The organism is Acuticoccus sp. I52.16.1 (assembly GCF_022865125.1).
Classification (GTDB): Bacteria; Pseudomonadota; Alphaproteobacteria; order Rhizobiales; family Amorphaceae; genus Acuticoccus.
Window position 1 is genome coordinate 3,722,849 of the sequence record NZ_CP094828.1, and the last position, 18,668, is coordinate 3,741,516.

Below are 18,668 nucleotides of genomic sequence, written 5' to 3' on the forward strand. Positions count from 1 at the left end.
TCAGTGCGAATAGGCATGGGCGCGTGTCGCTGCTGCGGCTGAGCCGGCTTGGAAGAGGACGTTGGGACCCTGGCCGTAGAGCGGGTATCCATGAGCACCGCCCAGCTCGTCGACGTCGAAGAGGCGCGCGCCGAGGTTGCCTTTCATCGTGATCGTCGGTCGCTCCAACAGGCGGCGGCAGAAGCGCCGGCCGGCGCCGTCGCACTCGCCCGCCAGCGTTTCGATACGCCGGTGCAGCATCGCCAGAAGCCTCGCCTCGTCGGCCAGCCCGTCGCGCCCCAGCCGCGCGATGACCGCGAACACCTGGTTGACGACGAGGTAGTAGGCGAAGCGGTCGTTGATCTCGGCCTCGTCGAAGTAAAGCTCGTCGATCCGGCTCGCCTCCGGGATCGCCGTCTCCAGCCGCGGCCGGTAGCTCTGCGCGAGATAGTAGCCCTGGTTGTCGCGGTAGAAGGACGCGCGCGGGCGGCCGCCGGCGACGTCGAGCAGGGAGTTCTGCTGGTGCGCCTCCAGGGCGATGCCGGCGATATCGTAGAGCCGCACCAGCGGGACGAAGGCGCACTCCAGATAGTCGGCGAACCAACTCGTGCCGGCGTCGGGTCCGGGCGTCGCGCCGACCAGTGTCTCCATCAGCGAAGGTTCTCCCGGCAGCGGATTGCCGGTCAGGGCGGCGACAGTCACGGCCGACCCCGCGCGCGGGCCGCGGAACGGGTTCTGCCGCAGGATGGTCTCGAACCCGCTCTCGGGCCGGCCGGGGATGGTGACGGTGGCATACGCGGTGTCGAGCAGGATGCGCAGCCGGGGGAGGCGGGCCAGCACGTTGGTCCGGCGGAAGAAGCGGGCGATCGCGACCCCCGCGGCAAGCTCGTGCCGCCGGTTGCGCCGCACCGAATTGGTGATGCGCACCGGGAGGCTGAACTTCAGCATGAAGGGCGCACGCTCGCTGTAGACGGTGCGCATGGAGGACGTGCCGCTGAACGCCGGCCCCAGCGGCCCCAGCGGTCGCAGCGCGCCGCAGGTCTTCAGCGCGTCGACCGCGGGGTCGAGCTGTAGCGCCTCGGCCTGGAGGGGGTGCATGAGAATGAGCCGCTCGCCGGCGCGCAGCTGGGGGCGTGCCATGTGCGCCATGCACCGCGTGGCGCTGTAGCGACCCGCCGACCCCTCCTCGACGAGGGAGCCCTGCGCGGCGAACCCGACCAGCTGGAACGCGCCCCCGGCCTCCGGCCCGTAGACCTCGCGCTGCCAGTCGGTCACGCCCTGCATGCTCTTCGGTGTCGGGTGGAAGCTGTGGCCGAAGACGATCGACTGCTCGGCGGCGATGAAACCGGTGGCGCGCGGGCGGGCGGCGTGGCGCGCCACGTTGGCGGCGACCGCCTGGCAGCTCAGCAGCACGCGCAGGAAGAGTTCCACCTCGCGTGCCCGAGTGGCGGTGCAGCGCGTGCCCGCCCCGACCCGGCGATAGGCCTCGCGCAGCAGCCCGGCCACGGCGTCGAGCGGCTCCACCGGCAGCCAGCGGCCCCAAGGCGCGTCGAGCCCGCGCCGCCACACGCCGCCGAAGCGGTGCGGCCCGCAGAGCGAGCGCGCCTCGACCTTGGCCCGCAGCACCGCGCCCTCGCCCTCGAGGCACCATTCGACCCAGTCCGCCCCGCGGTCGTCGGCGTCGCGCCCCGGGTCGATCTCGCGCAGATAGCAATTGGCAAATGTCTCGAAGGTCGCCCGCTCGGCGATCGCGAAGGCGTCTTTCTGAGTGATCGCCACCATTTTCACCAAAGTCTTGGGCCAGTATCGGACATTCGATCCATCCCTACTGACCCCCATCGGGAGGCGGGACACTCGATCCGAGGCCCCGACCGGGGCGATATCAATTAAACTAAACTCTACGAGTCAACTACCAAAATGGTAGCCGTCACAGCCTAATGGTAGAATTATTCTACTTTAAGGCGCCATAACGATATCGTTGTGTGTGGGTCACAGTGCTGCCACAACCCCATGATCCAATGGGCCAAAAGTGGAGGGTTCTGCTATCTCTCCCCGCATAACTCGGTAAGTGGACTATCCAAGTCAATATTATGGTCTTGGTGAAGGGTCCTCCGATGATGCGTCATTCGCTCTACCTGCTGACGGCGTCTGTGAGCATGTTTCCAATCATGGCGTATGCGCAGAGCGGCAGTGTGATTCAGCTCGACCCGGTGACCATCGGGCAAACCGAGCCGGGCGACGAGAGCGCCGAGGGCACCGGCACCACCGGCTCGAACGACGCGGCCGCCGGGCCGGACGGAGACGGCGACGCGCTCGCCGGCGATCCGGGTGCCCCGGGCAGCTTCACAGTCGGTCCCGGCGAGATCGCCCGCAACAACCCGACCAACCTGCAGGAGCTGTTCGTCGACGAGCCGACCGTCACCGTCGGATCGTCGATCCCGATGTCGCAGAAGATCTTCGTCCAGGGTGTCGAGGAGCCGAACCTCGCCGTCACGATCGACGGCACGCGGCAGAACAACAAGGTCTTCCACCACAACGCCACGACGCTGATCGACACCGACCTTCTGAAGGCGGTGCGGGTCGACCCGGGCGTCGCGCCGGCGGACGCGGGGCCGGGGGCGCTCGGCGGTGCGATCGCGTTCGAGACCAAGGACGTCGACGATATCCTCGCCGAGGGAAAGATGTACGGCGGGCAGGTCACCGGCGAGTACCAGACCAACGGCGACATCTTCGCCACCAGCGGCCAGCTCGCCGGCCGCTATGCCGGGTTCGAGGCGCTGCTGTTCGGCAAATGGGCCACCGGCGACCTCATGCAGGACGGCAACGGGGACGATATCATCGGCTCGGGCACCAGCCTTCTGTCGGGCCTCGGCAAGGTCGCCTACGAGGCGGAGTCGGGTGACCGCATCGAAGCCGCGTTCGAGATCGTCAACGACGACGACGCGCGTCCTTACCGCGCCGATATCGGCCAGATCATCGGCGGGCGCCCGGTGCCCCTGACGCGCGACTACGACCTGACCCGCCAGAACTATACCCTGACCTACACCGACGAGACCCCGCGCGATTTCTGGGATCCGAAGGTGCAGCTCGGCTTCAGCGTCACCGACGTCGACCTGACCGAGCCGGAGCAGACCATCTCCGGCACGACGCAGTCGCTCAACGGCCGCGCGCAGAACACGATCCGCGGCGAGTTCGGCTCGATCGTCTTCGGCTCCGACTTCTACGTCGACGAAGCCGAGCTCGACTATCGCTACCTCCTCGACCGCAACTTCGACGAATCGGGGGCCGAGCGGGCGCAGAACGTCGGCTTCTACACCCAGGCCCGGCTCGACATCACCGACCGTGTGCGCGCCTCCGGTGGCGCGCGCGTCGACGTCCAGCACTTCGAGGGGATCGACGGCACCGAGGTCACCAATGCCGGCCCGTCGCTCAACCTGTCGGGCGAGGTGGACGTGACGAGCTTCCTCACCGCCTACGCCGGCGTCTCCCACGTGTGGGCCGGCATTCCCCTCGCCGAAAACTTCATCATGAACCCCAACTGGATCTACGACACGCAGATCGAGCCGACGACGTCCGACAACGTGGTCGCGGGGCTGCGGGCGCACTACCAGGGCTTGCGCGCCGGGGCGAAGGTGTTCCAGACGAAGATCTACAACGCGCGCACGCCGGACTACTCCATCGGCCCCGCCTTCCAGCGGGATATCCGCACCCGCGGTTACGAGCTGTCGGCCGGGTACGACAATTACGGCCTCTCGACCAACGTCGCCTACGCCTTCATCGACAGCGAGATCGACGGCAATCCGGGCGACAGCTATGTCGGCCGCTACCTCACCGTGCCGGTGGGGCACGTGCTGACGGGGTCGGCCTCCTATCTCTACGCGCCGTGGGGCGTGCGGGTCGGCGCCAACATCGAGGTCGCGTTCGAGTACGACGACACCTACGACGTCGACCTCGACGCGCCGGGCGAGCCGCTGCCGGGCTACCAGGTGGTCAACGCCTTCGCCGAGTGGACGCCGGTGCAGTTTCCCAATCTGACCGTGCGTGCCGAGGTGAACAACCTGTTCGACGAGGAGTACGCCGCGCGCGGCACCTACGGCACCGAGTTCGGCTCGGTGGTGCCGCTCTACGAGCCGGGCCGCTCGTTCCTCTTCAAGGCTGCGGCGCGCTTTTGATGGCCGGCGATCCCGCGCGCTCGGTGGCGACGGTGGAGACCGCGTCGGCGCGGCGCTATGTCGGCCAGCTCGCCAAGCACTTCGCCCACAAGATCGAGGTGGAGACGGGCGAGAACCACGCCGTGCTGCGCTTCGAGTGCGGCACCTGCTGGATGCGCGCCGAGGAGGGGCGGCTCGACCTCATGGTCGAGAGCCCTGACCTCGACCAGCGGGCGGAGACCGAGGCGGTGGTCGAGCGCCATCTGATGGTGTTCGCCTTCCGCGAAACCCTGGAGCCGCTCGCCTGGCGCCCGGCATAGCAAGCCGGCGATCGTCGAGGTTCCCGCCGCGCCGGCTCAACGGCCGGACGGGGCGCGGTCGTCGGTCGGTGCGGTGGGCGGCGGGCTCGCCGGGGGCTGGCCGCGGCCGGGCACGTAGCCGATGCAGCCGCGTACGATCTCCCCACAGGCGGCGTCCTCCGCGCCCATGACGTCGGTCGCGCCGGCGTAGGCGACCTCCACCACCTTGCCCTCGGCGAACCGCATCTGCGCACGGCAGTCCATGGTGCTGCTCTGCGAGAAGCTGGGGCCGGGGATCGATATGAGCGTCGGCAGCGTCGGCAGCGTGACCGAGGTGCCGGCGGCGGAGCTGCGCACGTAGCTCCAGATCTCGGTGCCGCCCTCGGTCATCGTCTTGGTGGGGAAGCCGGCGCACATGCGCAGCTCCGTCTTGGTGAGGCCGACGATGTCGCTGCGGCCCTCCGCGGCGTCGTAGGCGTCGGCGATGACACAGCCCGCGACGGGAAGGACCGCGAGGGGGAGGAGCATCGCGCGGAACAACAAGCGCATGGCATCCAATCACTTTGCGTCGTCAGTGGGTTGGTGGGCGAACGCATGGCCTGGCGATCCGATCCGCCCGGCGCCGTGCGGGGCCGCCATGCATCCGCGCCGGTAACCATGACGCCGCCCACCAGCTCAACCGGGCGGCGAACGTGGCACCGCGATGGCGCTCGGCGTACCGGCGGCGGTCGATGCCGGCACCGTCCGCGGCGCCGTGGCCGCGAGGCGCGGCGACGAACACGGCACCGGTGTGGCGGTGCGCCGGCGGCAGGCGCGGACGCGGTCCGCGAAGCTGCCCCGCCGCCCTCCCAAGGTTGCGGCGAGACGCGCAATCTTTTTTCTGGATTAAGGGGATGCGCTACCGTGCGGTGCGTTCCGACGAACGGTTGAGACACGGGGGGATGGCGATGGACGAAGGGCGGCCGACAGGCGTCACCGGTGGCAACATCTTCGCGGCCCTGCCGGGCGCGGCGGCGGCGGAAGACTTCGCCACGCTGGCGGCGCGGCCCGGCGTCAGGGTGGAGCGGATCGTTTCGCACGGCCACACGACGCCGGCCGGCACCTGGTACGATCAGGCCTGGGACGAATGGGTGCTGGTGCTGGAGGGCGAGGCGGCCGTCCTCGTCGAGGGCGAAGCGTCGCCGCGCAGCATGCGGCGCGGCGACCACCTCTTCCTGCCGCGCCATGTACGGCACCGCGTCGTACGGACCGCGCCGGATCGGGCGACGGTCTGGCTGGCGGTCCACTTCGGCGAGCCGGGCGATCCCTGACGGAACCGCCCGGCCGACCGATTACTCGGCGGCGAGCTGGAAGCCGGGGGTGGACTGGGAGAGGGCGAGCTCCTCCTCGTCCATGTCGGCCGGGATCTGCTCGAACAGCGGGGTCGACAGGTAGCGCTCGCCGGTGTCCGGCAGCATGGCGAGGATCACCGAACCCTCCGGCGCCCCTTCCGCCACCTTGCGCGCGACCGCGAAGGTGCCGCCGCCGGAGATGCCGGTGAGGATCCCCTCCTGGCGCGCCAGCTTCTGCGCCCACTCCACCGCCTCGGGCCCGGTGACCGGGATCAGCTCGTCGTACGACTTGTTGTCGATCGCCTCTTGCAGGACGTAGGGGATGAAGTCCGGCGTCCAGCCCTGGATCGGATGCGCCTCGAAGGCGGGGTGGCTGTGGGCGGGGGAATTGTCGCTGCTGCGCTCCTGCCGCTTGCCGCTGCCGACGAGCTGCGCGTTCGCCGGCTCCGACAGGATGATCTTGGTGTCCGGCCGCTCACGCCGCAGCACGCGCGACACGCCCGCCACCGTGCCCCCGGTGCCGTACCCGGTGACGAAGTAGTCGAGCCGGCCGCCGGCGAAGTCGCCGATGATCTCCCGGCCGGTGGTCGCCTCGTGGATGGCCGCGTTGGCCTCGGTCTCGAATTGGTGGGCGAGGAACCAGCCGTTCTTCTGCGCCAGCTCGACCGCCTTCTGGTACATGCCGAAGCCCTTCTGCGCGCGCGGCGTCAGCACGACCTTGGCACCCAGCATCCGCATCAGCCGGCGCCGCTCGACCGAGAAGCTGTCGGCCATGGTGATGACGAGCGGGTAGCCCTTCTGCGCGCACACCATGGCGAGGCCGATGCCGGTGTTGCCGCTGGTCGCCTCGACCACGGTCTGGCCCGGCTTCAGCGCACCGGTGCGCTCGGCCTCCTCGATGATGGCGATGGCCAGGCGGTCCTTCACCGAGGCCGCCGGATTGAAGAACTCCGCCTTCACGTAGAGCGTGGCGTGCGGGACGCCGAGATTGTTGATGCGGATTACCGGTGTGTTGCCGATGGTCTCGAGCACGTCGTCGAACAGTCGGCCGCGGCCGGTGGTGGTCCTGGATTGCGCCGATGTCATGTCGCTGTCTCCCTGCGAAGTCACGGTGCGCGTGAGCGTCCGCTCCTTGTCCTTTTCGCTACGATCAATAGACCTTCGGCCGGGACAAGGCGAGGTGCGCGACGCGATCGCTCCGAGTTCGGCCGGGGAAGATGGGGCGCCGCGAGAACCCGGTCGAGTGCTCGCCGTCACGGTGCGGCGCTATGCTGGCCAGCACAGCCGCCCTCCCGCCTTGCCGTTAAGTCCAGCCTGAAGCGCCAGAACCGGCGCTCGACCGAGCAACGGAGGCAATGGCATGGCCGATAAATTTTTCCGCGGCACCGACCGAAACGACCGGATCATCGGCGAGGACACCGACGACTTCATCCGAGGCTTCGCCGGCAACGACACACTGGAAGGGCGTGGCGGCAACGACGAGTTGATCGGTGATGAAGGCAACGACTCCCTCATCGGCGACACCGGCGACGACACCATGCGCGGTGGCGACGGCAACGACGAGATGGAGTGGAACAACGGCGACGGCAACGACCTGATGGACGGCGGCGACGGCCGCGACACCGCCGAGGTCAACGGCGCCGAAGATGCCGGCGACGCCTTCGAGGTGCGGTCCATCCCGCGCGGTGCCTTCTTCGAGCGTACCAACCTCGGCCCGTTCGACATCGTCATCGAGAACACCGAGTTCCTGGAGGTGAACGGCCTCGGCGGCAACGACACGATCGACGCCAGCGCGCTGCAGCCGGGTGAATTGCGCCTCCAGGCGTTCGGCGGCGACGGCAACGACCTCCTCATCGGCAGCGACGGTGCGGACCGCTTCGTCGGCGGCGACGGCATCGACGTGGTGCGTGCCGGCCTCGGCAACGATCTGATGATCTGGAACGACGGCGACGATTCGGACCGTCTCAACGGCGGGCGCGGGTTCGACATCGCGGTCGTCAACGGCTCCGACCGCAACGACAGCTTCGAGGTCAGCTCCGTCGGCGACGTCGTCTTCGTCGAGCGCAACGCGCTGCGCCGCTTCGGGCAGGAAGACGCCACCATCAACATCGTCAACACCGACAGGCTGATCCTCAACGGCCTCGACGGCAAGGACACGCTGGATGCCAGCGGCCTACAGGCCAGTCTGATCGAGGTCGAGGCGAACGGCGGCGACGGCAACGACCTCCTGATCGGCAGCGAGGGCGACGACACCCTCGTCGGCGACCGCGGCAACGACGTCATGCGCGGCGGCGACGGCGACGACACGATGATCTGGAACAACGGCGACGGGTCGGACCTGATGAACGGCGGCTACGGTGAGGACACCGCCGTCGCCAACGGCGCCAACAACGACGGCGACGTGTTCGTGATCCGCGGTGCCGGCGAAAACGTCGACTTCCAGCGCACCAACTTCGGCCGCTTCTCGCTCGACATCCGCAACACGGAAATCCTCGAGGTCAACGGCCTCGGCGGTGACGACACCGTCAACGCCAGCGACCTCGGCGCCGGGCTGATCGCGTTGCGCGCGTCCGGCGGCGACGGCGACGACTTCCTGATCGGCAGCGAAGGGGACGACACGCTGATCGGCGACCGCGGCGACGACACCATGCGCGGCGGTGACGGCGACGACACGATGGTGTGGAACAACGGCGACGGCTCCGACACCATGAACGGCGGCGCCGGCGACGACACCGCCGAGGTCAACGGCTCGAACGACGCGGGCGACGTCTTCGAGGTGCGCTCCAACGGCGACAACGTCCTCTTCGAGCGGACCAACTTCGGCCCCTTCTCGCTCGACATCCGCGAGACCGAGACGCTGGACCTCAACGGCCTCGGCGGCGACGACACGATCGACGCCAGCGGCCTCGACAACGGCGCCGCGGTGGTCGATGCGTCGGGCGGCGAGGGCGACGACGTGCTGACGGGCAGCGCGGGCGACGACACGCTCTCGGGCGACGCCGGCGACGACACGCTGGTCGGCTTCCGCGGCGACGACACCATGGAGGGCGGCGCGGGCGACGACCTGATGGTGTGGAACAACGGCGACGGCTCCGACGTGATGGACGGCGGCGAGGGCATCGACACCGCGCAGGTGAACGGCTCGGGCAATGCCGGGGACGAGTTCGTCGTGCGCACCAACGGCGAGAACGTCTTCTTCGAGCGTGTGAACTTCGGCAACTTCTCGCTCGACATCCGCAACACCGAGATCCTGGAGCTGAACGGCGGCGGCGGCGACGACACGATGGACGCGCGCGACCTCGAGGCCGGGCGGGTCGCACTCACCCAGTCGGGCGGCGAGGGTGACGATCAGCTCATCGGCAGCCAGGGCGACGACCTCATCCAGGGCGATGCCGGCAACGACACCCTCGTCGGCTTCCGCGGCAGCGATACGATGGAGGGCGGCGACGGCGACGACCTGATGGTGTGGAACAACGGCGACGGCTCCGACACGATGGACGGCGGCGCCGGCGACGACACCGCCCAGGTCAACGGCGCCGACGGCGCGGGCGATGCGTTCGAGGTGGTCTCGGTCGGCGGCGAGGTGACGTTCAACCGCACCAACCTCGTGCCCTTCTCGATCGAGATCGACAACACCGAGACGATCGAGCTGAACGGCCTCGGCGGCGACGACACCATCGACGCGCGCGACCTTGGCGCGACCGACCCGGCCTTCCGCGGCGCGGGCGGCGCGGGCGACGATCAGATCTTCGGCGGCAACGGCGACGACACGATCGACGGTGGCGCCGGCAACGACACGCTCTTCGGCAACGACGGCGCGGACATCTTCGTCTTCGCCGAGGGGGCGGACGAGATCACCGACTTCCAGGACGGGATCGACCTGATCGACGCCGCCGGCTTCGAGGACGCGCTCATCGCCCAGGTGGGCGACGACGTTGTCATCGACTTCGGCCTCGGCAACACGCTGACGCTGAAGGACCAGCTCGTCGACGATATCGGCGCCGGCGACTTCCTCGTCTGACGCGGCCGCATGCGCCGGGGCTCTCCCCGGCGCGATCCATCATGAAGGGGCGCCGCAGACACCCGTCCGCGGCGCCCTTTGCGCGTGGTTCTAATCCGCGGCCGTCAACGCGGGCGCCTGATCGACCACCCAGTCGACGTCCGCGGCGCGCATCAGGCCCTGGGCGACGAGGGCCTCGGCGGCGTCCTTCACGGCGCTCCGGTAGGCGGCGGCGTCGGCGTAGCGGTCGGGCAGGGGCGTGCGCGAGTCGGCGTTGCTGGCGGATGCGGGGAAGGCCACATAGGTGCCGGTCAGGCTGCACAACTCGCCCGGCGCGAAGCCCTCCTTGCGCAGGTTCCAGCCGTAATAGCTCCCCGTCGGCGCGGCGATGTAGGGTTCGCGAACGCCGCCCTCGGGCATGCCGTCTGCATCGATCCGGGGGACGAGCACCGTGTATTCATCGCCCACCGTCGGGGGCTGAGTGCCGTGGTCCATCACCATCAGGCGGTTGACCACCGGCGTCGGCCGGGCGCCGTCCAGCACCGGGAACGAGACGCTGTCGGGCGCCACCAGCGCCTCGCCGCTCGGAAACACGGTGTCCGGCGGCGCGGTACCGTCCGCCACCCAGGCGATCATGGCCTCGGTCAAGGCTCGCATCGTCGGCGCGGCGCTGATGGGGTTGGACGGGAAGACGCAGGTCTTCGTCTCGCTTGGCGACCCGCCCCAGAAGTTGAAGTGCGGGGCGCCGGCGACGAAGTAGAGCCGCACGTCCTCCGGCTGCGTGATCGGCTCGCCGGTCGGCAGCGTCGAGACCAGCGCGGCACGCGCCTGCCAGAACTCGGTCGACGTGTCGGTATGGACGACCTTCGGGCAGGTGTCGCTCTCGCCGCAGGCGTCGAGGATGCCGTCCGTCGCGCCGGTCACGGGGTCGGTCGTCTCGGCGTAGGTGAACGGGAACTGATCGCCCGGAACGTCGTGGTCCTCGTGCTGGCGCGAGTAGCGGCCCGGCTGGGCGAAAGCGTAGTTGGTGTAGGTTTTGCGCGAGCCGGCGATGTGCGGCATCACCCCGTCGAACACCTGCGCGCCTTCGGCGTCGGCGTTGAAACCCTGGTAGACGAGGTCGCGGATGAACCGGCCCGACTGCGAGATCCCCATCCCGACCACATGGTCGATGCCGGAGATGGGCGCCTCGGCGTCATGCCCCGCATTGCCGCGCAGGAACGACACGACGTCCGCCGTCGCGACGAAGGCGAGCCCGGTCGGCATGTCGCCCTTGGCCTGATAGACGATCTCGTAGATGGCGCCGGCGTCGAAGCCCTCCGGCCGCGTGATCTCGATCCGGTTCTCATCGAGGAAGCGCACGGCGAGGCCGTCCGGCGTCTGCCGCTCGTCGAGGGAGTTCTGGCGCACGGTGATCGTGGCGGCGGCGGCGTCGGTGTCGGCGGCGGGGTAGGTGAGGGTGGCCTCGCTGGTGGCGCCGTCGTCGTCGAAGATGAATTCCTCGCGGGACGTTCCGGTGCTGCCCTCGATCGTCGGCAGCGTCATATCGATCAATGCGTCGCCGAGGCCGGTCTGCCAGCCGCTCCACACCAGCGTGTGGCCGGCGTCCATCAGGAAGCCGTCGCCGGGATCGTCCGGGTTGAAGGTGTTGCCGGCGGAGGCGGACAGGTTGAGGAGGCCGAGCGCCAGGGTGCGCCCGCGGTTCGGTACCTCGTAGAAGAGCGTGCCGGAGCCGCCGCTCTTGGGTGCGACGATGGTCACCTCGGTCTGAAACTCGACCTCGCCGTCCGCGTTGGTCGGTGCCTCGTCGAGGCCGACGATACGCTGGCCGCGCTCCGACGCCGGGTCGATGGCGAAGTGGGCGATCCCGTCGATCCGCTCGTAGGCGCCGGCATCGCCGAAGGTGCGGCCGTCGTAGGCGTCGGCCCGGTTGGTGACCTCGAACTGGGTGACCCGCGCGTTCGCGCCCGAGAGCGACAGCCCGAGCGCCGTCGCGGCGAGAAGCGCCAGCTTCAATCGCGTCATGTTCGTTTCCTCCTTGCCGGTCTGGTGCCGGTTGTCGCCGATGCTGATCCCATCGGCCGGGAGGGTCAAACACTGATGACGCGAGCGCTCTTAGGTGACCGCGTTGATGGGCTCTCCGCGGGCGAAGTTTTCGATGATCGTGGTGACCTGGTCGGCGACCGCCTGGATCGCTTCGCGGCTCGCCCACGCGACGTGCGGGGTGAGGATGACGTCGTCGCGCTTGGCGATGCGGCGCATCACGTGGTCGGCGCCCGGCGGCTCGGTGGTGACGACGTCGAACCCCGCGCCGGAGATCCGCCCGGCCTCGAGGGCACGTTCCAGCGCCGCCTCGTCGACGAGGCCGCCGCGGGCCGTGTTGATGAGGAGCGGGCGGCGCTCCATCATCGCGAACTCGGCGTCGGAGATCATGTGCCGCGTCGCCGGGATCAGCGGACAGTGGAGCGTAATGACGTCGGCGGTGCGCATCACCTCCTCGAACGGGGTGTAGAGCGGCCCCATCCCGTCGACGCCCTTGTAGGCGCTGTAGAGAACGCGCATCCCGAACGCCTCGCCGAGCCTGGCGACGGAGCGGCCGAGCGAGCCGTCGCCGACGACGCCGAGCGTGGCGCCGGAGAGGTCGGCGATCGGGTAGTCGAAATAGCAGAACTGGTCGGCCTCCTCCCAGCGCCCGGCGTTCACCGACGCGCGGTAGGGGACGAGGCTGCGGCGCAGCGCCAGGATCAACGCGAAGGTGTGCTCGGGCACCGTGTTGACGGCATATTCGCGCACGTTGGCGACCGTCACGCCCGCGGCGCGGCAGGCGTCGAGGTCGATCTTGTCGTAGCCGGTGGCGGCGACCGCGATCAGCTTCAACTTGGGCGCGGCGGCGAGCTCGGCCGCCCCGATCGCCACCTTGTTGAGGATGACGACGTTCGCCTCGGCGATGCGCGCCGCGACGTCCTGCGGCGCGGTGCGGGCGTGGACCGTCAGCGTATGCGGGACGTCCGGCGGGCGGAACTCGGTCTCGGCCGACATGGTGTCCCGGTCGAGGAGGACGATCGCGAGGGGGGCGCTCATGCGGCCTGCTCGCCGGCGAGGGCGGGGGCGCCGACGGTGGCGGCGATGGCCGCGAGGTCGGCGATCACGTTGGCGGGGAGGGTGATGCCGGTCTCGGTGCCGCGGACGGTGCGCATCGCTTCGATCTCGCCCGGCATCAGCACCGCGTCGTGACCGGAGGCGAGCGCGCTGCCCTTCAATTCGGCGACCAGCGCCTCGACCCGCTCGGCGTGGGCGGTGCGGGCGGCACCGCGGGCGGCGTCGATGACGAGGAAGAAGTGGCCGTTGTCCTGCGTCAGCTCGAAGTCCTTGTAGAGGTTGCCCATGGACCCGGCGAAGCGACCGCCGGCGAGGACGCCCGCCAGCACCTCCACCATGATGGCGAGCGCCGAGCCCTTGGGGCCGGACATCGGCAGGACGACGCCCTTTTCGGCCGCCTGACCGTCGGTCGTCGGATTGCCGTCGCGGTCGAGCGCCCAGCCTTCGGGGATCGCCTCGCCGCGCTTGGCGGCCTCGACGATCTTGCCGCGCGCCACCACCGAGGTCGCCATGTCGAGGAGCACCGGCGCGTTGCCGGTGACGGGGGTGCCGAAGGTGATGGGGTTGGTGCCGATCACCGGGTCGCGCCCGCCGAACACCGCCATCGACGGCGGCGCGTTGGTCATCGCGATGGCGATGCAGCCGGCTTCCACCGCGCGCTCGACGTAGAACGAGCCCGGCCCGTTGTGGTTGGAGGCGCGGATCGACGCGGCGGCGACGCCCTGCGCCTTGGCGGTCTCGATCGCCGCGTCCATGGCCTTTAGGGAGACGACCGGGCCGGGGCCGTTGTCACCGTCGACCACCAGGAACGAGGGCGCGGTGTGGGTGACTGTCACCCGCGGGTTGGCGTTGACGACGCCGCGGTGCAGCCGCTCGGCGTAGATCGGGATGCGGGTGAGGCCGTGTGAGGCGTGGCCGCGCAGGTCGGCGTGGATGAGGCAGTCAGTCACCGTGGCGGCGTCCTCGGGCGCGAGGCCCGCCGCGGTGAAGACGCCGTTGGAGAACGCGCGCAGGGTGGCGACGGGGAAGGTCTCGCTCACGCCTCGTCCTCCGCGCGGGTACCGTTCATGACGTCGTAGAAGAGGCCGAGCGCGGCGCTGTCGAGCTTGGCGAAGCCGGCGTTGCAGGCGGCGGTCATCAGCTGGTGGGCGAGGTTGGTCGCCGGCTGGGCGCGGTGCTCGTGCGCGCCGACGGCGGCGGCGATGCCGAGGTCCTTGCGCATCAGCTCGGCCCGGAAGCCGCCGTCGAGCGCATGGTCGATGTAGCGCTTGGCGTGCATCTCGAGGACGCCGGAGCGGGCGGCGCCGGTGGAGAGCACCTCGCGCATCATGTGCGGGTCGACCCCGGCGCTGCGGGCGAGCGCCACCGCCTCGCACGCGCCCATGAGGTTCACCGCGACCATCAGCTGGTTGCAGGCCTTCAACGCCTGCCCGGCGCCCAGCGGGCCGACGTGGTGGATGGCCTTGCCCATCGCGTCGAGAGCGGAGCGGGCGCGGGCGACGTCGCCCTCCGCACCGCCGACCATGATGGTGAGCGTCCCCTCGTTCGCCCCCTTGGCGCCGCCGGAGACCGGCGCGTCGATCATCGCGCCGCCGCCGGCCGCGATCACGCCGGCGATCTCGCGTGCCTCGAACGGGGCGATGGTCGAGCAGTCCACCAGGAGGCCGGACCAGGGCGCGGCGGCGAGGCCGCCCGGACCGGAGACAACGCCGGTCAGCGCCGCCGCGTCGGGGACGCAGGTGACGACGACCGAGGCGGCCGCCGCCACCTCGCGCGGGGTCGCGACCACGGTGGCGCCGGCGGCCCGGAACGCCTCGGCTTTTTCGGGCGAGGAGGTGGTGACGACGAGGGGGAGGCCCGCGGCGGCGATGTTGCGCGCCATGCCGGCGCCCATCACGCCCAGGCCGATGAAGCCGATAGTGTCAGCCATGGTTGCTGCCTTCAGAAGAGGGAGTGGACGCCGGCGCGGCACGCTTTTTCAGGTCGCGGCGCAGCGCCAGCGCGAAGAAGACCGCGACGAGTGCCGCCAGCGACAGCGTCACGGGATTGGTGAGGAACGGGGCGAACGACCCCTCCGAGCGGGTCAGCGCCTGACGCAGCGCCTCCTCGAACGGGCGGGTGATGATGAACGTGATGAGGAGCGGAGCCACCGGCACGCCCGTCCGGTTGAAGACGAAGCCGAGGATGCCGGCGCCGAACATCACCCACACGTCGACGATGTTGTTGCGCGCGACGTACGCGCCGGCGATGCAGATCAGCGCCACGCACGGCATCAGGTAGATTTTCGGGATCCGCAGCGTCATCGCCAGCGGCCGCACCGCGATAAAGCCGAAGACGGCCATCAGGACGGTCGAGAAGAGGAGCGCCAGATAGATCGTGTAGACGATGCCGGGGTTCATCACGAAGATCAGCGGCCCCGGCGTCACCCCCTGCAGGACCAGCGCTCCGAGGAGGATCGCCGTCACCGCGTCGCCGGGGATGCCGAGCGCCAGGGTGGGGATGAACGTGGCGCCGACGACGGCGTTGTTGGCGCTTTCCGACGCCGCGACGCCGCGCACGTCGCCCTTGCCGAAGCGCGTGGCGTCGCGGGCGGCGCGCTTGGCGTCGCCGTAGGCGAGGAAGGAGGCGATCGTCGCGCCGATGCCCGGCAGGATGCCGATCGCCGAGCCGATGGCCGAAGCGCGCAGCATCGGGAAGGCGATGAGCTTCATGTCCTTGCCGGTGATGCGGTTGGCCTCGCGGTCCTCGCCCGAGAGGCTGACCTTGCCGATCCGCTGCGAGAAGCCGCGCGTCGCCTCCTCGAGGATCTCGGCGAGCGCGAAGAGGCCGACGAGCAGCGGCACGTAGGTCAGTCCGTCCATCAGAGCCGTCTGTCCGAAGGTGAAGCGCGGCGTGCCGAGCATCGGGTCCGAGCCGACGGTCGCCAGAACCATGCCCACCGCGGCCGAGAGGAGCCCCTTGGCGAGCGAGGCGCCGGACAGGATGCCGATGACGAAGAAGGTGAAGAGGAGCAGCGAGGCGATCTCGACCGGGCCGAAGCCGAGCGCGAAGCCGGCCAGCTCCGGCGCCACCAGGATGAGGAGCACGACCGAGAACACCGCCCCGAACAGCGAGGCGATCAGCGAGATGCGCAGCGCCTTGGTGGCGAGGCCTTGCTGGGCCATCGGGAAGCCGTCGAAGATCGTCGCCGCGGAGGCGGGGGTGCCCGGCGCGTTGAGCAGGATCGCCGAGACCGAGCCGCCGAAGATCCCCGAGCCGTAAAGGCCGATGAGCAGGACGAGGGCCTGCGTCGTCGGCATGAAGATCGTCAGCGGTACCGCGAGCGCGACGGCGATGTTGACCGACAGTCCGGGGATGGCGCCGATGACGAGGCCGACCACGACCGACAGCACCAGCGTCAGCATCGTCGCCGGCTGGGCAATATCCATGAGCGCCTGGAGGAGGGGGTCCATCAGTGTCTCTCGAAGCGGATCGGGGGCGACGTCAGAAGAGGGCGACGCCGGGGAGCGGCACTAGGAAGACCTTGCGCAGGATCTGGTCGATCACGACCGGCAGCAGCAGCGTCAGGATCAGCGCCACCCACCAGGTGGCACGGAACACCGCGAACACCGCGGCAAGGAAGAGGACCGCCGCCGGCAGGAAGCCGATGCGCGGCATCAGGGCGGCGGTGACCGCGACGATCGCGGCGAAGAGGATGCCGCCGGGGAGCCCTTCGCCGAACGCCGTCTGCGGTGCGGTGCGCCGGCTCAGGACGAGAACGGCGACGGCGAAGATCGCCATCATCGTGCCGGCGAAGGTCGGCAGGGCCGTGGGCCCCACCGTGTAGAAGTCGCCGGTTCCGAGCGCGGCCTGCGCCCGGCCGACCTCCGGAACGAGGACGCCGAGGTACCCGGCGGCCCCGAGGAGGAGGGCGGTGGCGAGGATGCGCTCGGCGGTCATTGCGTGGTGGTCTCGCCCGAGGTCTCACCCTTGCCGAGCGCGGCGGCGATGGAGTCCGACATGCCGGTCATCGCGGCCTCGAAGTCCGGGCCGGAGAGGTAGCCGGGGGTGATCTTGGCGCGGTCGGCGAGCGTGGCGAAGGTCTCCGAGTTCATCGCCTTCTCGAACCGCTCGCGCAGATACTCGGTCGCCTCGTCCGGGGTGCCGGCGGGGGCGACGAGGCCCTTCATGTTCTCGAGGTTCACGTCGTAGCCGAGGTCGGAGAGGGACGGCACGTCCGGGATCTGCTCGGCGCGATCGGAGGTGGTGGCCACCGCGTTGATCGTGCCGGCCGCCACCTGGGCCGCGGCGTCACCGGGGGTGATGATCGTCATGTCGACGTGACCGCCCAGGAGCGCCGCGAGTGCCGGCGAGCCGCCCTGATAGGGGATGTGCTTCAGGTCGATGTCGGCCTTGTCGGCGAACACCAGGAAGGCCGAGTGCAGGACGCCGCCGGGACCGGAGGAGCCGTAGGCGAGCTGGCCGGGGTTCTCCTTGGCGCGCTCGACGATCGCCTCGATCGAGTCGAGCCCGGAGCCCTTCTTGGTGACGATCACCATGTGCTCGCGGTTGACGCGCAGCACGCCCTTGAACTGGTCGAGCGAGTAGTTGGTCTCGCGGTGGTTCGGCACTGACGTCGACTCCGAGCCGCCGGCGACCAGCAGCGTATGGCCGTCGGGCTCGGCGTTGGCGACGATTTCGGCCGCCAGGGTTCCCGAGGCGCCGGGACGGTTCACCACCACCAGCGGCACGGGGAAGAACTCCTGCGCGGCGGAGGCGATGAGGCGGGCCGTCTGGTCCGTGCCGCCGCCCGGCGCGAAGCCGACGACGATCTGGATCGGCTTGGACGGCTCCCAGCCGCTGTCCTGCGCGTTGGCCGGAACCGCGGCGGCGGCGAGGCCGAACGCCAGAGCGCCGACGACGGCGCGCTTCGTCATCACGAATGTCATGGTTGATCCTCCCAGTGATTGATATGTCCGCCGCCCCCTCGTCGGGGGGTCTTGTGGGCGGGAGTGTTGGGGGGCCTCTGGTGCCCCCGGTCGTGCGCCGGCGTGCGGCCGGCCGTGCGTCAGACGCCTTCGCAGCCGCGGCTGCGCAGCAGCTCGTCCACCCAGGCCCGGTCCCAGCCCTCGCCGGCGATCGCGGCCTGGATCTTCGCCTCCTTCTCCACCTGCGCCCGAGACAGGGCGAGCGTCTCCTCGGCCGCCGCGCGCGGGATCGAGACGACCCCGTCCTGGTCGCCGACGATGATATCGCCCGGCTCGATGACCATGCCGTCGAGCGCGATCGGCACGCCGATCTCGCCGGGGCCGTCCTTGTAGGGACCGCGGTGGCTGACGCCGGCGCCGAAGATGGGGAAGGTGTCCTCGCAGATGACGTCCATGTCGCGCACCGCACCGTCGACCACGAAGCCGACCGCGCCGCGGCGCCGCGCGTGAGAGACGATCAGCTCTCCGATCAACGCGTTGGTGAGGTCGCCGCCGGCCTCCACGACGATGACGTCGCCGGGCTGCACCATATCGGCGGCCTTGTGGATCATCAGATTGTCGCCGGGGCGGGTCTTCACGGTCAGCGCGGTGCCGGCGAGGCGACCCTTGCCGTCCTTGAAGGTGTGCATCGGGCGCACCGTGGGTCCGGCGGCGACCATGCGGCCGAGATTGTCGCTGATGATCGCGGTCGGGATCGCGCCCAGACCGTCCACGAACGCCTTGTCGCTGCGGGTGAAGTCGCTCACCACGCGAAAACCAAGTGCCACCGAGGGCCTCCCTTCGTCTCTTTTCTCGTCATGTTGGTCGACGGCAACGATGCTGTCCAATAGGAGTTTTGCGCC

At 69.8% G+C, this 18,668-nt stretch carries 15 protein-coding genes; 4 read left to right on the plus strand and 11 right to left on the minus strand.

The annotated features are described in order from the left end of the window. The gene (locus tag MRB58_RS16795; RefSeq protein ID WP_244778255.1) at nt 1–1,761 is read right to left on the minus strand and encodes an IucA/IucC family siderophore biosynthesis protein; all 1,761 of its coding nucleotides are present in this window, start codon (nt 1,759–1,761) and stop codon (nt 1–3) included. A gap of 332 nt (nt 1,762–2,093) precedes the next feature. Here MRB58_RS16795 and MRB58_RS16800 point away from each other — a divergent pair, with 332 nt between their 5' ends. After that, the gene (locus MRB58_RS16800) at nt 2,094–4,151 is read left to right on the plus strand and encodes a TonB-dependent receptor domain-containing protein (RefSeq protein ID WP_244778256.1); all 2,058 of its coding nucleotides are present in this window, start codon (nt 2,094–2,096) and stop codon (nt 4,149–4,151) included. Then, nucleotides 4,151–4,450, plus strand: coding sequence for a DUF2218 domain-containing protein (locus MRB58_RS16805; RefSeq protein ID WP_244778257.1), 300 nt, complete (start codon nt 4,151–4,153; stop codon nt 4,448–4,450). Before MRB58_RS16800 ends, MRB58_RS16805 begins: the two co-directional genes overlap by 1 nt. 36 nt (nt 4,451–4,486) lie before the next feature. Here MRB58_RS16805 and MRB58_RS16810 read toward each other — a convergent pair whose 3' ends face one another. Beyond that, nucleotides 4,487–4,978 carry a hypothetical protein gene (locus tag MRB58_RS16810; RefSeq protein WP_244778258.1) on the minus strand — a complete coding sequence of 164 codons (492 nt, stop codon included), beginning with the start codon at nt 4,976–4,978 and terminating at the stop codon, nt 4,487–4,489. Between the two features lie 398 nt (nt 4,979–5,376). Between MRB58_RS16810 and MRB58_RS16815 the strand changes: the two genes are divergently transcribed. Continuing rightward, nucleotides 5,377–5,739: a cupin domain-containing protein gene (locus MRB58_RS16815; protein WP_244778259.1), complete on the plus strand. Its 363-nt coding sequence runs from the start codon at nt 5,377–5,379 to the stop codon at nt 5,737–5,739. Between the two features lie 21 nt (nt 5,740–5,760). Here MRB58_RS16815 and MRB58_RS16820 read toward each other — a convergent pair whose 3' ends face one another. Beyond that, entirely contained in the window at nt 5,761–6,846 is a 1,086-nt protein-coding gene (locus MRB58_RS16820; protein WP_244778260.1) for a PLP-dependent cysteine synthase family protein, read from the minus strand. A 274-nt stretch (nt 6,847–7,120) separates the two neighbouring features. Between MRB58_RS16820 and MRB58_RS16825 the strand changes: the two genes are divergently transcribed. Next, a complete protein-coding gene (locus MRB58_RS16825; protein ID WP_244778261.1) occupies nt 7,121–9,781 on the plus strand; it encodes a calcium-binding protein in 2,661 nt (886 codons plus the stop codon). A gap of 90 nt (nt 9,782–9,871) precedes the next feature. On the opposite strand, the gene MRB58_RS16830 is transcribed toward MRB58_RS16825, so the two are convergent. The 8 genes from MRB58_RS16830 to MRB58_RS16865 form a co-directional block, all read right to left on the minus strand. Continuing rightward, nucleotides 9,872–11,785, minus strand: a complete 1,914-nt coding sequence (locus tag MRB58_RS16830; RefSeq protein ID WP_244778262.1) for an alpha/beta hydrolase domain-containing protein — start codon at nt 11,783–11,785, stop codon at nt 9,872–9,874. Between the two features lie 90 nt (nt 11,786–11,875). Continuing rightward, a complete protein-coding gene (locus MRB58_RS16835; RefSeq protein WP_244778263.1) occupies nt 11,876–12,841 on the minus strand; it encodes a D-2-hydroxyacid dehydrogenase in 966 nt (321 codons plus the stop codon). Further along, nucleotides 12,838–13,899: an Ldh family oxidoreductase gene (locus MRB58_RS16840; RefSeq protein ID WP_244778264.1), complete on the minus strand. Its 1,062-nt coding sequence runs from the start codon at nt 13,897–13,899 to the stop codon at nt 12,838–12,840. Before MRB58_RS16840 ends, MRB58_RS16835 begins: the two co-directional genes overlap by 4 nt. Next, nucleotides 13,896–14,789, minus strand: coding sequence for an NAD(P)-dependent oxidoreductase (locus tag MRB58_RS16845; RefSeq protein ID WP_244778265.1), 894 nt, complete (start codon nt 14,787–14,789; stop codon nt 13,896–13,898). The genes MRB58_RS16840 and MRB58_RS16845 overlap by 4 nt, the downstream gene beginning before the upstream one ends. Then, a complete protein-coding gene (locus tag MRB58_RS16850; protein WP_244778266.1) occupies nt 14,782–16,311 on the minus strand; it encodes a tripartite tricarboxylate transporter permease in 1,530 nt (509 codons plus the stop codon). The genes MRB58_RS16845 and MRB58_RS16850 overlap by 8 nt, the downstream gene beginning before the upstream one ends. Before the next feature lie 31 nt (nt 16,312–16,342). Continuing rightward, nucleotides 16,343–16,798 (minus strand): tripartite tricarboxylate transporter TctB family protein, encoded by a 456-nt coding sequence (locus MRB58_RS16855; protein WP_244778267.1) that lies wholly within the window; start codon nt 16,796–16,798, stop codon nt 16,343–16,345. Then, the gene (locus MRB58_RS16860) at nt 16,795–17,787 is read right to left on the minus strand and encodes a tripartite tricarboxylate transporter substrate binding protein (RefSeq protein WP_244778268.1); all 993 of its coding nucleotides are present in this window, start codon (nt 17,785–17,787) and stop codon (nt 16,795–16,797) included. The genes MRB58_RS16855 and MRB58_RS16860 overlap by 4 nt, the downstream gene beginning before the upstream one ends. Nucleotides 17,788–17,906: 119 nt before the next feature. Continuing rightward, nucleotides 17,907–18,593, minus strand: a complete 687-nt coding sequence (locus MRB58_RS16865; protein WP_244778269.1) for an RraA family protein — start codon at nt 18,591–18,593, stop codon at nt 17,907–17,909. Nucleotides 18,594–18,668 lie beyond the last annotated feature (75 nt).

What these genes read in the sequence shown, in the direction of transcription:
- MRB58_RS16795 (WP_244778255.1), bottom strand. Translation starts at nt 1,761, where the DNA reads ATGGTGGCGATCACTCAGAAAGACGCCTTCGCGATCGCCGAGCGGGCG.
- MRB58_RS16800 (WP_244778256.1), top strand. Translation starts at nt 2,094, where the DNA reads ATGATGCGTCATTCGCTCTACCTGCTGACGGCGTCTGTGAGCATGTTT.
- MRB58_RS16805 (WP_244778257.1), top strand. Translation starts at nt 4,151, where the DNA reads ATGGCCGGCGATCCCGCGCGCTCGGTGGCGACGGTGGAGACCGCGTCG.
- MRB58_RS16810 (WP_244778258.1), bottom strand. Translation starts at nt 4,978, where the DNA reads ATGCGCTTGTTGTTCCGCGCGATGCTCCTCCCCCTCGCGGTCCTTCCC.
- MRB58_RS16815 (WP_244778259.1), top strand. Translation starts at nt 5,377, where the DNA reads ATGGACGAAGGGCGGCCGACAGGCGTCACCGGTGGCAACATCTTCGCG.
- MRB58_RS16820 (WP_244778260.1), bottom strand. Translation starts at nt 6,846, where the DNA reads ATGACATCGGCGCAATCCAGGACCACCACCGGCCGCGGCCGACTGTTC.
- MRB58_RS16825 (WP_244778261.1), top strand. Translation starts at nt 7,121, where the DNA reads ATGGCCGATAAATTTTTCCGCGGCACCGACCGAAACGACCGGATCATC.
- MRB58_RS16830 (WP_244778262.1), bottom strand. Translation starts at nt 11,785, where the DNA reads ATGACGCGATTGAAGCTGGCGCTTCTCGCCGCGACGGCGCTCGGGCTG.
- MRB58_RS16835 (WP_244778263.1), bottom strand. Translation starts at nt 12,841, where the DNA reads ATGAGCGCCCCCCTCGCGATCGTCCTCCTCGACCGGGACACCATGTCG.
- MRB58_RS16845 (WP_244778265.1), bottom strand. Translation starts at nt 14,789, where the DNA reads ATGGCTGACACTATCGGCTTCATCGGCCTGGGCGTGATGGGCGCCGGC.
- MRB58_RS16850 (WP_244778266.1), bottom strand. Translation starts at nt 16,311, where the DNA reads ATGGACCCCCTCCTCCAGGCGCTCATGGATATTGCCCAGCCGGCGACG.
- MRB58_RS16855 (WP_244778267.1), bottom strand. Translation starts at nt 16,798, where the DNA reads ATGACCGCCGAGCGCATCCTCGCCACCGCCCTCCTCCTCGGGGCCGCC.
- MRB58_RS16860 (WP_244778268.1), bottom strand. Translation starts at nt 17,787, where the DNA reads ATGACATTCGTGATGACGAAGCGCGCCGTCGTCGGCGCTCTGGCGTTC.